This is a genomic window from Tomitella gaofuii, from assembly GCF_014126825.1.
Classification (GTDB): Bacteria; Actinomycetota; Actinomycetes; order Mycobacteriales; family Mycobacteriaceae; genus Tomitella; species Tomitella gaofuii.
Window position 1 is genome coordinate 1,721,557 of sequence record NZ_CP059900.1, and the last position, 14,571, is coordinate 1,736,127.

General features: G+C 70.4%; 15 protein-coding genes and 1 tRNA gene. 14 read left to right on the forward strand and 2 right to left on the reverse strand.

Annotated elements, in window-relative coordinates:
* Window positions 1-112: 112 nt before the first annotated feature.
* Window positions 113-838 carry a lytic transglycosylase domain-containing protein gene (locus tag H4F70_RS08115; protein ID WP_182360261.1) on the forward strand — a complete coding sequence of 242 codons (726 nt, stop codon included), beginning with the start codon at window positions 113-115 and terminating at the stop codon, window positions 836-838.
* Window positions 839-1,855: 1,017 nt separating this feature from the next.
* The gene (locus tag H4F70_RS08120; protein ID WP_182359775.1) at window positions 1,856-2,602 is read left to right on the forward strand and encodes a hypothetical protein; all 747 of its coding nucleotides are present in this window, start codon (window positions 1,856-1,858) and stop codon (window positions 2,600-2,602) included.
* 87 nt (window positions 2,603-2,689) lie between these two features.
* On the opposite strand, the gene H4F70_RS08125 is transcribed toward H4F70_RS08120, so the two are convergent.
* Together H4F70_RS08125 and H4F70_RS08130 are read right to left on the reverse strand one after the other, a co-directional pair.
* Entirely contained in the window at window positions 2,690-3,655 is a 966-nt protein-coding gene (locus tag H4F70_RS08125) for a TauD/TfdA dioxygenase family protein (protein ID WP_220471784.1), read from the reverse strand.
* On the reverse strand, window positions 3,652-4,431 hold the full coding sequence (locus H4F70_RS08130) for a TetR/AcrR family transcriptional regulator (protein ID WP_182359776.1): 780 nt from the start codon (window positions 4,429-4,431) through the stop codon (window positions 3,652-3,654). Before H4F70_RS08130 ends, H4F70_RS08125 begins: the two co-directional genes overlap by 4 nt.
* 231 nt (window positions 4,432-4,662) lie before the next feature.
* Between H4F70_RS08130 and eno the strand changes: the two genes are divergently transcribed.
* The 12 genes from eno (at window position 4,663) to H4F70_RS21130 (ending at window position 14,357) form a co-directional block, all read left to right on the forward strand.
* Window positions 4,663-5,955, forward strand: a complete 1,293-nt coding sequence (eno, locus tag H4F70_RS08135) for a phosphopyruvate hydratase (RefSeq protein ID WP_182359777.1) — start codon at window positions 4,663-4,665, stop codon at window positions 5,953-5,955.
* Window positions 5,955-6,671, forward strand: coding sequence for a septum formation initiator family protein (locus H4F70_RS08140; RefSeq protein ID WP_182359778.1), 717 nt, complete (start codon window positions 5,955-5,957; stop codon window positions 6,669-6,671). Before eno ends, H4F70_RS08140 begins: the two co-directional genes overlap by 1 nt.
* Before the next feature lie 77 nt (window positions 6,672-6,748).
* Entirely contained in the window at window positions 6,749-7,336 is a 588-nt protein-coding gene (locus H4F70_RS08145; RefSeq protein ID WP_235681411.1) for a DUF501 domain-containing protein, read from the forward strand.
* Window positions 7,333-8,292: a Ppx/GppA phosphatase family protein gene (locus H4F70_RS08150; RefSeq protein WP_182359780.1), complete on the forward strand. Its 960-nt coding sequence runs from the start codon at window positions 7,333-7,335 to the stop codon at window positions 8,290-8,292. The genes H4F70_RS08145 and H4F70_RS08150 overlap by 4 nt, the downstream gene beginning before the upstream one ends.
* Window positions 8,293-8,774: 482 nt before the next feature.
* Window positions 8,775-8,851: transfer RNA gene (locus H4F70_RS08155), tRNA-Leu, on the forward strand.
* 175 nt (window positions 8,852-9,026) lie between these two features.
* Window positions 9,027-9,434 carry a DUF6788 family protein gene (locus tag H4F70_RS08160; protein ID WP_182359781.1) on the forward strand — a complete coding sequence of 136 codons (408 nt, stop codon included), beginning with the start codon at window positions 9,027-9,029 and terminating at the stop codon, window positions 9,432-9,434.
* Window positions 9,431-10,795 (forward strand): ISKra4 family transposase, encoded by a 1,365-nt coding sequence (locus tag H4F70_RS08165; RefSeq protein WP_182359782.1) that lies wholly within the window; start codon window positions 9,431-9,433, stop codon window positions 10,793-10,795. Before H4F70_RS08160 ends, H4F70_RS08165 begins: the two co-directional genes overlap by 4 nt.
* A gap of 139 nt (window positions 10,796-10,934) precedes the next feature.
* A complete protein-coding gene (locus H4F70_RS08170) occupies window positions 10,935-11,342 on the forward strand; it encodes a DUF6788 family protein (RefSeq protein ID WP_182359781.1) in 408 nt (135 codons plus the stop codon).
* On the forward strand, window positions 11,339-12,556 hold the full coding sequence (locus H4F70_RS08175) for an ISKra4 family transposase (RefSeq protein WP_182359783.1): 1,218 nt from the start codon (window positions 11,339-11,341) through the stop codon (window positions 12,554-12,556). Before H4F70_RS08170 ends, H4F70_RS08175 begins: the two co-directional genes overlap by 4 nt.
* 34 nt (window positions 12,557-12,590) lie before the next feature.
* The gene (locus H4F70_RS08180; protein ID WP_182359784.1) at window positions 12,591-12,911 is read left to right on the forward strand and encodes a transposase; all 321 of its coding nucleotides are present in this window, start codon (window positions 12,591-12,593) and stop codon (window positions 12,909-12,911) included.
* Complete coding sequence (locus tag H4F70_RS08185; RefSeq protein WP_182359785.1) at window positions 12,908-13,327, forward strand: IS3 family transposase; 420 nt, start codon at window positions 12,908-12,910, stop codon at window positions 13,325-13,327. The genes H4F70_RS08180 and H4F70_RS08185 overlap by 4 nt, the downstream gene beginning before the upstream one ends.
* A gap of 883 nt (window positions 13,328-14,210) precedes the next feature.
* On the forward strand, window positions 14,211-14,357 hold the full coding sequence (locus H4F70_RS21130) for a tyrosine-type recombinase/integrase (RefSeq protein ID WP_420883142.1): 147 nt from the start codon (window positions 14,211-14,213) through the stop codon (window positions 14,355-14,357).
* The last annotated feature ends 214 nt before the right edge of the window (window positions 14,358-14,571 follow it).

A 14,571-nucleotide genomic window follows, 5' to 3' on the forward strand; every position in this document is an offset into this window, starting at 1 on the left:
TGTGGTGGGCGCAGTGCAGGTGAGTGCAATGCAGGTGAGTGCAGTGCGGTGAAGACGAACCAGGAGGCCGACGGTGGGCGGTGCCAGACGAGTGCGCAGTCGCGCCGCGGCGATGATCGCCGCGGTGATGCCCGCCGTGGTGGTCAGCGGTGTCGTGGGCGCCGCCGTGGTCTCCTGTTCTCTGGTCGAGCGCCCGACAGTCCCCGACCTCAACCCGCCGGGCGCGGGTGCGCCGTTGCCGCCGATCGACGTGGAGGCGCCCGGACGCAGCGCCGATCAGCTGGCGGATTGGGCGTCGGGTCTGAGCGACCAGCTGGGTATCTCGCAGACGGCCCTCGAGGCGTACGGCTATGCGCAGGCGGTGATGGCGGTGGCGCGGCCCGATTGCCACCTGGGGTGGACGACCGTTGCGGGGATCGGGTCCGTGGAGAGCAAGCACGGGACGCACGGCGGCGCATCGGTGTCCGCAAACGGCCAGGTGAATCCGCCCATCCGGGGCGTGGCGCTGGACGGCAGTCCCGGCGTGGCGAAAATCGACGACACCGACGGCGGGGCCATGGACGGAGACCCGGTGCATGATCGGGCGATGGGGCCGATGCAGTTCATCCCGGAGACGTGGCAACGCTGGGGTGTGGACGCGAACGGCGACGGCATCGCCGACCCTGACAACCTCGACGACGCGGCGCTTACCGCGGGGCGCTATTTGTGCGGCTTCGGGCGCGATCTGTCCACCGCGGCGGGATGGACCGACGCGCTCGCCTCCTACAACATGTCGGAGGCGTACGCGCGTGAAGTGCAGTTCCGGGCCAACGCCTACTCGGTAGGCGTGCGGCCCTGACCGCAGCGGGGCATTAGACCGTTCGGCTGACATTTAGACGCACGTTTTTCGTAGTAACGATTACACAACATGTTCTACTCGGTGTGGTCACGGTGTGCTGTTCGGCCGAGGGTGCAGGTCGTATCGATGCTGGTTGCGGGCCCGGTTGTGGCAATGTGCGATGTTCGCGCGCTGGGCGGTATTGCCGTATTCGATATTGATCGAACGTCCAGTTATGCGTAATGAGGAGTACTCAAGTAGATGAACTGCGACAACGGTGTTAGCGTTTCACCAGGTCTTTGTGGTCGCCGCCGACCCGCGTCGGGTGTTGCGCTGGTCGCGATCCGGGAAGCGGCGGGGAGTAGTTGTTCGTACGTATGAATCGGTGTCCATACGTAAGGGTTCCGTGGCTCCCGGGCGGTGGCGTCGACGGCCGCATCGCCGAAGTCGTCCGGCGGGACACCGCCGGGAGTGACGACGCGGAAAGGGCTGTGCCGGCTGCTGCTCCCGCCCGAGCGGCGCCCCGGCCTCGACCGCGTCCGCGGGTGATCGTCCGCACCCGCATTCCGGGCCCGGCCCGCAGCCGTCCGCCAACGGCGCGGGGCGGGCCCGGGTCAGTTTCGCCGCCGGGGTGCTGTTCCGGAAACTCTCACGGTGCGACCGCCCGGAGGGGATCAGGTGCGTGGTGCGTTGTGATGCCCGGCCACTGATCTGCATCAGTGCGATTCGTGCGCGCTGCTTATGGCAATTTCTAGTGTCATCTGAACGACCTACAAAACCCCTTCAAGAGTCCGTAAACCGCAGTAACGGTATGAGGACTTGTCGGTGGCGGGGCCTAGTATTCGGCGTGTTCCTGATTCGCAGCGTGGAATCGGGGGCGGGAGCTGTGACAACCGGTGACGGTAACGGGCTTGACAACAGAGTTGGCCGCCCGGTCTTTTTGGAAACGAGTGGGAGATGAAAATGCGCGCGAAAAAGTTCGCCGGAGCCTCTGCGGCCGGCATCGCCTCAGTGGCTCTGGTGCTTGGAGGCACGGGTGTGGCAGGTGCCCTCCCGGGGGCCGGCAGCCTCGGATCGCTGACCGGCTCGGCCGGCGGCGACCAGTGCGGCACCACTGTGGTGACGCAGAACGATCTGCAGACGGACGGAAACGGTGCCACGCTTCCCGCGGGCACCTGGTACACCCCGGGCGACGAAAACCCCGCAGTGATCGGCGCGGCGACGGACGACGCGCACGGCACCGGAGTCCTCGAATTCACGCAGGATGCGTCGTTGGGCACGTCGCTGTACCGAGCGTCGGACCTGACGCTGGCCGAGCTGGCCGCTGAAGGACCTATCCAGTACGAGTTCACTGCGAGCAATGACAATGCGGCCAGCAGTAATACTCCTGCGCTGCAGATCCGCGTGCTCGGTGCGGCGACCGGGTCAGACGACGGTTTTGCCACCATCGTCTGGTCGCCACCCGCCGCTGAAGGCGAATGGGTGACGGCCAAGGCGGAGGCGACCGACGGTTCCTTCTGGGTCACCCGGGACATCCTCGACGGGAACGGGGATGTCGTACTCGAGAGTGGTGCTCCGGCGACGCTGCACCAGATTGCCGAGTGGAACCCGGACGCGACGATCCTCGGCGTCGGCGTCCAGCAGACGAAGGGGAACGACTCCACCGATGTCAAGGTGGACAACTTCACCATCGGCTGCCAGGTCACCGATTTCGAGGTGACCGCACCCGGTCCGTTCGGTTCGTTGGCCGGCCTGTTCGGGAGTTTCGGTTCGAGCGAACAGTGACGATCCCCGTGACCGTTGATCTTCCGTCACCGGTCACGGAAAGACACACGGGCGCCCCGCCGGTCCAGCGGGGCGCCCGGGCACGCGTCAGTCCCCGATGCCCACCGGCACGTCGCCGACGATCGAGATCCGGTCCATCACACGCTTCTGCGGGAAGTAGTCGCTCGCCGCATAGTGCTGGCAGGTGCGGTTGTCCCACATGGCCACCGTGTCGGGGCGCCAGCGCAGCCGCACCTGGAACTCGGGCCGCTGCACGTGCCGGTAGATCACCGAGAGGATCTCGTCCGACTCCTCCTGCGGGATGCCGAGCACGCGGGTGGTGAATACCTGGCAGGCGAACAGCACCCGCCGGCCGGACTCGGGGATCACCCGCACCAGCGGATGCTGCACCGCAGGCAGGTGCGGCCGCAGCATCTCCACGGCCTCGGACGGCATCGACGTGCCGAAGGCCTGCATCCAGTCGTGTTCGGCGACGAGCCCGTCGATGCGCTCGCGGAACGCGGCGGGCAGGGTGTCGTAGGCGGCGGCCGTGTCGGTCCACAGGGTGTCGCCGCCGCTCGCGGGCAGCTCCACCGCGCGCAGAACTGCGCCGAAGGAGGGAGTGGCGCTCCACGTCACATCGTTGTGCCAGGAGTTCTCGACGCCCGCGCTCGCCATCCCCTTGGCGAGCGTGGTCACGTCGACGTCCGTCTGTCCCGGCTGGGTGTACTTGAAGAAGGGGTGCTGCTCGAGCTCGCCCCACAGCTCGGCGAAGGCGCGGTGGTCCGCGCGGCTGATGTGCTGGTCGCGGAAGAACAGCACCTTCCATTCCAGCAGGGCGCGGCGAAGCTCGGCCAGCGTGGCCGCGTCGAGGTCGCCGCCGAGGCGCAGGCCCGACACCTCGGCGCCGATGGTGGTGCCGGCGGGCGCCACGGTGATGTGTTCGTAGGGCCGCGGTTCGGCGCCCCCGGGCAGGCGGTCGGCCACGATGGGCCCGTACATGAGCAGCGGGTCGGTGGTGGAGTCGCCGTAGATGGTCGAGGTGGGGACTGCGGGGGCGTCGGTGGCGGTCATCGGTGTTCCTCCTGGATCGGTGGTGGGGTGTGCGGGGCGAGGGAGTGCAGGTCGAGCGTGTCCGGACCGGCGGGCGCGGTGAGCAGGCCGTGGCACGTGTCGACGAGCCGCGCCGTGACACGGCCGGGCGACGTCGCGGCGCCGGGGACGGGGAACGACGGCGGGGGGAACGGGAACGCGGGGGAGTGCACGGCGCCGTCGGCCGCGGCCTCGGCGGCGGCGAGAGCGCCCACCACGTGCCCCAGCAGGCCGGCGGTGCGCCAGCGCGCGGTCTCCTCGTCGAGGCCGGGTCGGGTGCCTGCGGCGGTGAGCACCGCGACCATGCGCCTGCGCGTCTCTTCGACGGTGAACAGGGTGCTGTGTTCGGTGATGAGGCCGGCGAGCTCGGGCGAGACCATCGATTGCGCGAGAAAGCGCGCGTACGCCGAGCCGGGGACGAGCAGAACTCGACGGGCCAGCGGCACCACGAACGCCTCGGCCAGGGCGCGCAGCATCGCCTCGGGGTGCGTCGGCGGGTCGGCGTCGAGCGCGTCGAGCATGGCCTGGCGGTGTACGGCGATGGGGTCCATGCGCTCGGCCAACACCGCGCCGACCAGGCCGTCGCGGGTCCCGAAGTGGTAATTGGCGGCCGACTTGTTGGACTGGCCGGCGGCCTCCTGCACGGCGCGCAGAGTGAGGCCCGTGAGCCCGCGCTCGGCGACGATGCGCTCGGCGGCGTCGATCATCGCGGCGCGGGCGGGGGAGTCGCGTCGGGCGGTGGCGCTGGTCGGTGTCACACCTCACATATTAAGGATTAGTCCTTAATGCGGCAATCGCCGGGCAGCGGGGAACCTCCGATCGCCTGCCCCATCCCGCCGCGTGCCTGCGAGACGCGGCTCGGTGGGGCAGATAAGCTGACCCGAGTTGCGCGGGCCCGCGCGGAACCGCCACATCGACGATCGACAACCGACGACACCGATCGATGAACATCGACAAACAACGACACCGACAGACTGAGGAGTACGCCCGTGGCCGTCATCGAACAGGTCGGAGCACGCGAGATCCTGGACTCCCGTGGCAACCCCACGGTCGAGGTCGAGGTGGCCCTCGACGACGGGACCTTCGCGCGCGCCGCCGTCCCGTCGGGCGCCTCCACCGGTGAGCATGAGGCCGTGGAGCTGCGCGACGGCGGCGAGCGCTACGGCGGCAAGGGCGTCACGCAGGCGGTCGAGGGCGTGCTGGGCGAGCTCGCCCCCGCGGTCATCGGGCTGCCGGCGGAGGAGCAACGGCTGGTGGACCAGGCGCTGCTGGACGCCGACGGCACGCCGGACAAGTCGCGCCTGGGCGCCAACGCGCTGCTCGGCGTCTCGCTGGCCGTGGCCAAGGCGGGCGCCGAGTCGTCCGACCTCGAGCTCTTCCGCTACCTGGGCGGCCCCAACGGCCACGTGCTGCCGGTGCCGATGATGAACATCCTCAACGGCGGCGCGCATGCGGACACGGGCGTGGACGTGCAGGAGTTCATGGTGGCGCCCATCGGCGCGCCCAGCTTCAAGGAGTCGCTGCGCTGGGGTGCCGAGGTCTACCACTCGCTCAAGGCCGTGCTGAAGAAGAAGGGCCTGTCGACGGGGCTGGGCGACGAGGGCGGCTTCGCGCCGGACGTCGCCGGTACGCGCGAGGCGCTCGACGTCATCTCCGACGCGGTCGCCGCCACGGGGCTGGTGCTGGGCCGTGACGTGGCGCTGGCGCTCGACGTGGCCGCCACCGAATTCCATTCCGAGGCCGGCTACGCCTTCGAGGGCACCACCAAAACCGCGGCGCAGATGGCGGAGTTCTACCGCGAGCTGCTGGGCTCGTATCCGCTGGTGTCCGTCGAGGACCCGCTCAGCGAGGACGACTGGGACGGGTGGGCCGAGCTCACCGCGGCGATCGGCGACAAGATCCAGATCGTGGGCGACGACCTCTTCGTCACCAACCCGGCGCGCCTGCGCACCGGCATCGACAAGGGCGCCGCCAATGCGCTGCTGGTCAAGGTCAACCAGATCGGCACGCTCACCGAAACGAACGACGCCGTCGACCTCGCCCACCGCAGCGGGTTCCGCACGATGATGAGCCACCGTTCCGGTGAGACCGAGGACACCACCATCGCCGATCTCGCCGTGGCCCTGAACTGCGGGCAGATCAAGACGGGCGCGCCCGCGCGCAGTGAGCGCGTCGCCAAGTACAACCAGCTTCTGCGCATCGAGGAGTCGCTGGGCGACGCCGGCCGCTACGCCGGTGCCGGCGCCTTCCCGCGCTTCCGTGCGGAGGGCAGCGCGAACTGATGGCGGAGCGGGGCAGGCGGCGGCCGGCGGGCAGCCCGGGCGGCAGGGAACCGGGGCGCAGTGCGCGCACCCGGGACTCGCGTTCGCGCGCGTCCGGCCGCGCGCAGGCCCCGCGGTCGTCGTCGGCCCGGCGCACCGCCACGGCGGCGCAGGCGCGCCGGGGGGCGTCGACCCGGCCGGGCACCGCCGTACGGCCGGGCGCGTCGGCGCGCGCCGGGTCCGCGCCGCTCACGGCGCGCGCCTCGAGCGCCTGGCGGCGGATGTCCGAGCGGACGGAGGGTTCGGGCCAGGGCATGTCTCCGCGCCGCGTCGTCGTCGTCATCGTCATGGTGTGTTTTCTGGCGCTGGCACTGGCCAACCCGGTGCGGACCTACTTCACCCAGCGCCAGGACGCGGCGGAGGCTGCGGCACACCACGCCGAACTGGTGGCGCAGATCGCCGAGTTGAAGAAGAAGGAAAAGCTCCTCGAGGACCCCGACTACATCCGCGCCCAGGCGCGCGACCGGCTGGGATTCGTCGAAGCCGGCCGCACCCCGTACATCGTCGAGTTGCCGGGGGATCCGGTCGAGGCACAAGTCCAGCACGACAAGGCCGAGGCCGCGAATCGTCCCTGGTACGGGTCCGTGTGGGATTCCATCTCGCATGCCGCCGAGGACGACGCCGACGTGCCGGTGCCCAACGTGATCCCGGCCCCGGCACCCCCGCCCGGAGAGTGACGCGCGTCCGGCCGGCGTCCGGCGCGGGCGAGGGGTCGGCAGCAATGACATACCGCAACCGGAGAGGCGATCCACCGGTGAACGAACCAGACAACGACCCTGCGCTCGCGGCCGATCTCGCCGTCGTCGCCGAGCAGCTCGGCCGCATTCCGCGCGGCGTGCTGGCCGTGGCGTACCGCTGCCCGGACGGCGTGCCCGCAGTGGTCCGCACGGCCCCGCGGCTCCCGGACGGCACGCCGTTCCCCACGCTGTACTACCTGACAGAGCCGCGGCTCACGGCGGCCGTGGGCAGGCTCGAATCGGCCGGGCTCATGCGGGAGATGAGCGTCAGGCTCACGCGGGATCCGGCGCTGGCCGCGGCGTACCGGTGCGCGCACGAGGACTACCTGGCCGAGCGCAACGCGCTCGAGGACCTCGGCACCGACTTCACCGGGGGCGGCATGCCCGAGCGGGTCAAGTGCCTGCACGTGCTCGCCGCCCATGCGCTGGTGCGCGGGCCCGGCACCAACCCGCTGGGCGACGAGGCGGTCGCGCTCGTCGCGGACGGTGAGCACGGGGGAGCGGTGCTGCGCGGAACCGCGGTCCCCGCCGACTGGCCGCGACTGGCGGAGCTGCCGTTCCGGGCGGGCGCCGGCGCCGCCGACGGGGCGAAGGAGGGCCGATGACGAGGGTGGCAGCCGTCGACTGCGGCACGAACTCGATCCGGCTTCTCGTCGCCGACGTCGACGGCGGCTCCGGGGGTACTGCGGGCCCGCTCACGGACGTCGCCCGGGAGATGCGGGTGGTGCGGCTCGGCCAGGGGGTCGACGCCACCGGAGCGTTCGTGCCCGAGGCGATCGCGCGCACGCGGGCGGCCCTCGAAGAGTATGCGGGGATCATCGCGGACACCGGGGCGACGGCCGTGCGCATGGTGGCGACATCCGCGACCCGCGACGCCGCGAACCGCGACGAGTTCTTCGACATGACCGCAGAGGTGCTGGGGGCTGTGATCCCCGGGGCTGTCGCCGAGGTCATCAGCGGCGACGAGGAGGCCGAACTCTCTTTCGCGGGCGCCGTCGGCGAGCTCGACGCGGACGGCGGGCCGTTCGCGGTGGTGGACCTGGGTGGGGGCTCCACGGAGATCGTGCTCGGCAACGGTGCGGGGGTGCACGCGGCGCGGTCGTCGGACATCGGTTGCGTCCGCGTCACCGAACGGTGCCTGCCCGGTGATCCGCCCGGCGCCGGCGAGGTGGCGGCCGCCGAAGAGTTCATCGCCGAGAGGTTCGCCGCCGCGCTCGACGTCGTGCCGGTGGAGCAGGCCCGGACGTGGGTGGGGGTCGCCGGGACGATGACGACCATCGCTGCCATCGCGCTGGGCCTGGACCGCTATGACCCCGAGCGGATCCACTTGGCGCGCATTCCGTTCGGGCAGTTGCGGGACGTGTGCGACAGGCTCGTCGCCATGACCCGTGCGGAGCGTGCCGCGCTGCCGGTGATGCACCCGGGCCGCGTGGACGTGATCGGCGGGGGCGCGCTGATCACGCGGGCGCTGGCGACGGTGTTCGAGGAGCGCGCTGGCATCGGCGAACTCGTGGTGAGTGAACACGACATCCTCGACGGGATCGCACTGTCGATCGGTTAGAGGCGTCGGCGGGGGGCAGACGGAGCGTGCGCGGGAAGGTCGTGCTGCGCGAGAGTGCCGTGGTGAGTGGTGGGGCCCCGGCCGCTTCCCTCGGCCGGGACCGGTTCCATGATAGAACATGCATTCGGATATCGGCCAGTGCGGGGTGTGAACCTCCGGGTCCTTTTCATCTCCTGCGGAAAGAGCGACTGCCGCTCCCCATGTCCGGGGAGCGGCAGTCCGTGACGAGTGTGAGCGCAGCCCGTCAGTGTCCGCCTCGCGTCGGCCGACGGCGCGGAGGCGTGCGATCGCGGGGCGGAACACCCGCCGCCCGAAGGAGTCCCGGCGGCGGGGAGACCCGCCCGCCCAGCGATAGCATGAGGTTAGCCTAGCCTTCTCTATGAGTGCAAGTCCTTTCTCCGGGCGCGGTGGTCGCGCCGTCGGAGCCCCGCCGCACGATAAGCTGCACGCGTCCCGCGGGCATCCGACGGCTGTCCGCGTGGGCCCCCATAGCCCAATTGGCAGAGGCGGCGGACTTAAAATCCGCGCAGTGTCGGTTCGAGTCCGACTGGGGGCACCACGAAAGCCCAGGTCAGAGGCGATCTCGTTGGTCTGCCCTCAGCTACCACGTCGGCCACCCCGGCATTACCCCGGCGCGTGCGGGGGGTGTGCGACACGTTTGTAGGTTCCGCCGGTTGGCGCTGCTAGCGTGAAAGTCTGGTTGTGGTAGTGGCAACCAGATGATGGAGGCAGCGATGCCAGGGCCCTCACTCGAAGAGTTAGAGACGCGACGAGCACGGTTGTATGAGCAGTTGGTGCAGGTCGGAGACTTCCGCCGCGGCTCGGTCAGTGAGAATTACCGGCGCTGCGGCAAGCGGAACTGCGCCTGCGCCCGCGCGGGCCATCCCGGGCATGGTCCGCGGCTGTTGTGGACCCGGTCGGTGCCCGGCCAGGGCACCCGGGGCCGGCAACTCGCGCGCGGGGAAGTCGCCAAGGTCCGCGCGGAGTTGGCGGCCTATGAACGGTTCGCCGCGTTGACCGCGCAACTCACTGAGGTCAACGAGCTGATCTGCGAGGCGCGGCCGCCCGATACGCCGGCGCAGAGCCCGCCGGCGTCGGCAGACGCCGAAAAAGGGGGCTCGTCGACACGCTCGCCGCCGTGATCATCGGCGAGGTCGAGGACCTGGCGGCGCTCGCGGCCCGCCCGCTACGGCCCGCCGCCTCCGCCGACGGAGGCGGTGGCGGCACCGGTATGGCGGCGATCGAACAGGCGGTGCGCGCGGCGATGCTGCGGGTCGGGGCGGTGGTGCTCGAAGAGCTGTTGGGCGCCGACGCGGGGTATCGCGGCCCGCGGATCGACTGTGGCGGTGGGCATACCGCACGGTTTATCGGGTACCGGGACAAGTCGATCGACACGGTTGTTGGGCGGATCCGGTTGCGGCGGGCCTATTACCACTGCGCCTGCTGCGGCAGCGGTGTGGTGCCGCGGGACGCCGAGGCGGGTGTGGCCGGCCGGTCGTGTTCGCCGGGGCTGGCGGGCGCGTGTGCCCGGGCCGGGGCGGCCATGCCGTTTGCGGCGGCGGCGGCGCTGGTCGGCGATTTGGCCGGCATCGAGGTCGGGGCCAAACGACTCGAACGTGCCGCCGAGGCGTCCGGGGCTGTGGTGGCGGCGGCCGTCGATGCCGAGGCCGCCGCGATCACGGCCGGGCGTCTGGCGGTGTTGCCGCCTCCGGGGCGACCGGACATGCTCTACATCGCCGTTGATGGCACCGGGGTTCCGATGCGTCCGGCCGAGACGGCGGGGCGGGCCGGAAAGTATCCGGACGGGCGGGCGCGGACCCGGGAGGTGAAACTGGCGTGCGTGTTCACCCAGACCGGGTGCGACCGTGACGGGAGTCCGGTCCGCGACGCCGATTCGACGAGTTATGTGGCCACGTTCGCCCCGGCCGACCAGTTCGGCGCACTCGCCCGGGCCGAGGCCGCCCGCCGCGGCAGCGAGCATGTGCGCCAGCTCGTGGTCCTCGGTGACGGGGCGCCGTGGATCTGGAACCAGGCCACCGCCCGCTGGCCCGAAGCCACCCAGATCGTCGATCTCTACCATGCCCGGGAACACCTCTACGAGATCGCCGGGCTGCTCGCCGACACGCTCGGCGACGATCTGGAGGCGTGGACGGGCGAACGGATCGCTGAGCTCGACGCCGGGCACATCGATGCCCTCGTCGCGGCGGCACGCCGGCCCCTGGCCCGTGAGGGCAAATGCCACATCGTCGACAAGGCCCTGCCGTATTTCCAGCGCAACGCCCACCGCATGCAGTACGCCCGGTTCCGACGGCTGGGCATGTTCGTCGGTTCGGGCACCGTCGAGGCCGGCTGCAAGTCGATCATCGGGGCAAGACTCAAGCAGTCCGGGATGCGCTGGTCGATCCGCGGGGCTACCGACATCATCGCCCTGCGTTGCGCCGCGGGCAGCGGCCGGTGGGACCACGTCGGTACCCCGGACAACAACCAGATGGCCACCGCATGAGACCTACCCGCCAGTCACCAACAAAACTGACGCACACCCGCGTGCGGGGGGTGTGCGACACGTTTGTAGGTTCCGCCGGTTGGCGCTGCTAGCGTGAAAGTCTGGTTGTGGTAGTGGCAACCAGATGATGGAGGCAGCGATGCCAGGGCCCTCACTCGAAGAGTTAGAGACGCGACGAGCACGGTTGTATGAGCAGTTGGTGCAGGTCGGAGACTTCCGCCGCGGCTCGGTCAGTGAGAATTACCGGCGCTGCGGCAAGCGGAACTGCGCCTGCGCCCGCGCGGGCCATCCCGGGCATGGTCCGCGGCTGTTGTGGACCCGGTCGGTGCCCGGCCAGGGCACCCGGGGCCGGCAACTCGCGCGCGGGGAAGTCGCCAAGGTCCGCGCGGAGTTGGCGGCCTATGAACGGTTCGCCGCGTTGACCGCGCAACTCACTGAGGTCAACGAGCTGATCTGCGAGGCGCGGCCGCCCGATACGCCGGCGCAGAGCCCGCCGGCGTCGGCAGACGCCGAAAAAGGGGGCTCGTCGACACGCTCGCCGCCGTGATCATCGGCGAGGTCGAGGACCTGGCGGCGCTCGCGGCCCGCCCGCTACGGCCCGCCGCCTCCGCCGACGGAGGCGGTGGCGGCACCGGTATGGCGGCGATCGAACAGGCGGTGCGCGCGGCGATGCTGCGGGTCGGGGCGGTGGTGCTCGAAGAGCTGTTGGGCGCCGACGCGGGGTATCGCGGCCCGCGGATCGACTGTGGCGGTGGGCATACCGCACGGTTTATCGGGTACCGGGACAAGTCGATCGACACGGTTGTTGGGCGGATCCGGTTGCGGCGGGCCTATTACCACTGCGCCTGCTGCGGCAGCGGTGTGGTGCCGCGGGACGCCGAGGCGGGTGTGGCCGGCCGGTCGTGTTCGCCGGGGCTGGCGGGCGCGTGTGCCCGGGCCGGGGCGGCCATGCCGTTTGCGGCGGCGGCGGCGCTGGTCGGCGATTTGGCCGGCATCGAGGTCGGGGCCAAACGACTCGAACGTGCCGCCGAGGCGTCCGGGGCTGTGGTGGCGGCGGCCGTCGATGCCGAGGCCGCCGCGATCACGGCCGGGCGTCTGGCGGTGTTGCCGCCTCCGGGGCGACCGGACATGCTCTACATCGCCGTTGATGGCACCGGGGTTCCGATGCGTCCGGCCGAGACGGCGGGGCGGGCCGGAAAGTATCCGGACGGGCGGGCGCGGACCCGGGAGGTGAAACTGGCGTGCGTGTTCACCCAGACCGGGTGCGACCGTGACGGGAGTCCGGTCCGCGACGCCGATTCGACGAGTTATGTGGCCACGTTCGCCCCGGCCGACCAGTTCGGCGCACTCGCCCGGGCCGAGGCCGCCCGCCGCGGCAGCGAGCATGTGCGCCAGCTCGTGGTCCTCGGTGACGGGGCGCCGTGGATCTGGAACCAGGCCACCGCCCGCTGGCCCGAAGCCACCCAGATCGTCGATCTCTACCATGCCCGGGAACACCTCTACGAGATCGCCGGGCTGCTCGCCGACACGCTCGGCGACGATCTGGAGGCGTGGACGGGCGAACGGATCGCTGAGCTCGACGCCGGGCACATCGATGCCCTCGTCGCGGCGGCACGCCGGCCCCTGGCCCGTGAGGGCAAATGCCACATCGTCGACAAGGCCCTGCCGTATTTCCAGCGCAACGCCCACCGCATGCAGTACGCCCGGTTCCGACGGCTGGGCATGTTCGTCGGTTCGGGCACTGAACCGTCTCGGGTTTGATGGAGGGTAGTTAACACGGAAGGACCGCTCCTCCATGCCCCGCCCATCGAAGTACCCCGCCGAGCTCCGCGACCGCGCCACCCGCATGACCGTCGAGGCCCGCAAGGACCCCGAGACGCGCACCGGCGCGATCCGGCGGATCGCCGAACAACTCGGCGTGCATCCTGAAGCCCTGCGCAACTGGGTCAAACAAGTCGAGTCCGGCCAGGCCGACCTTCCCGGCCTGGCCACGGTGTCCGACCTGGAACGGATCCGCCAACTCGAGCAGGAGAACCGGGAGTTGCGCCGCGCCAACGACATCCTGAAGTCCGCATCGGCTTTCTTCGCGGCGGAGCCAGGTCGCCCACATCGGTGATCGTCGCGTTCATCGACGACCACAAGCACGAGTGGGGAATCGAGCCGATCTGCAGAGTGCTCACCGAGCACGGCTGCCCGATCGCCCCCTCGACCTACTACGCCGCCAAGCAGCGCACGCCCTCGGCCCGCGCCGTACGGGACGGCGAGCTCACAGAGCTGATCATGGAGATCTACAACGACTCCAAGCAGGTGTACGGCATCCGCAAGATCCACGCCGAACTGCGCCGACGCGGCACCAAAGTCGCCCAGTGCACCGTGGAACGGCTCTGCCGCGACCTCGGGATACGCGGTGTCGTGCGCGGCAAGTTCCCGCGCAGGCCACGCCTCGCGCCGGAGACCGACCGGCCCGACGACCGAGTCGAGCGCGAGTTCACCGCAGACGGTCTGAACGAGCTGTGGGTCGCCGACATCTAATGCCGACGTCGGCATTAGATGTCCTATGCCGACCTCGGGACTATGCCGATCATCCGGGTGAGGGGGCAGGTCAGCCGGATGCTGGGAGTTGAAAGGTCGGCATAGTCAGGTCGTCGGGGCGACGCTTCAGGCACAGGTTGCCTGGAGGTGAGGTCAATGACGCAGAGATCTGCGACGGCGCGGCCGTATGCGGACCGGGTTCCGCGGATACCGGTGGGGCCCTTGGCATCGACAGTGCTGGAGGAGTGCCGACGGTGGCTGGTGGCACAGGGGTATTCGCCGGGCTCATCGACCCCGGTGGTGAACCTGCTGGCACGCCTGAGCGTGTGGATGCAGGAGGTCGGTGCCGGGATCGACGACATCGACGAGGAGCTGCTGGACCGGTTCGTCGTCCGGGAACGATCTCGGGTGGTCGTGTGCACCACGGTGAAGTGCTCCTGGAACACGATGCGCAAGTTCTTGACCGCTGCCGGGTACCTGGCCCCGGCCCCGGGCGAGGTTGACCCGGTCACGCCGGCGCAGGTCGCGGTCACGACATGGTGCTCGTGGATGCGGTACGAGTGCGAGCTGAGCGAGCAGACCATCAATGCTCGTCGCCGTTACGCTGGCGGGCTGCTGGAGGCGATCACCGGAGCCGACGGCAGCCTGGACTGGGACAGGCTCGACACCGACGTGGTCAATGATTACGTCGCCGGGCGTGGTCGCCCCTACGGTCAGGCGGCGCGTGTTCATATCGTCGGCGCGGTCCGCAGCCTGCTGCGTTGGGCGTTGAGCACCGGCCGTCTCGATCGGGATATCAACGCCGGGATCCTGCAGCCTGCCTTCGACCGGGCGCGGGTTGCCGAAAGGAGTGAGCAGCGAGCAGGTCGGTGCCCTGCTGGCCGTGTGCGATCCTGCCACGCCGATCGGGGCCAGGGACCGCGCGGTCATCACCGTCCTGGTCCGCCTGGGCCTGCGCGCCGGTGAAGTCGCCCGCCTGCGGCTGGAGGATATCGACTGGGCCAACGGGACAACTGAAGGTCACCGGTAAGGGCCGTGAGCACGCGCTGCCGATCCCTTGCGACGTCGGTCAGGCGCTGACGGTCTGGCTTCGGGTGCGCCCGGCCGCCCTGGACCGGGCGTGTTCGTGCGGATGCGGGCACCACGGAAGATGATGACGACCCAGGGGCTCTCCGGGATCGTCGCCCGGCTGTCCGGCCTGGCGGGGATCGACCCCATCTACGCTCATCGCCTGCGGCACACCG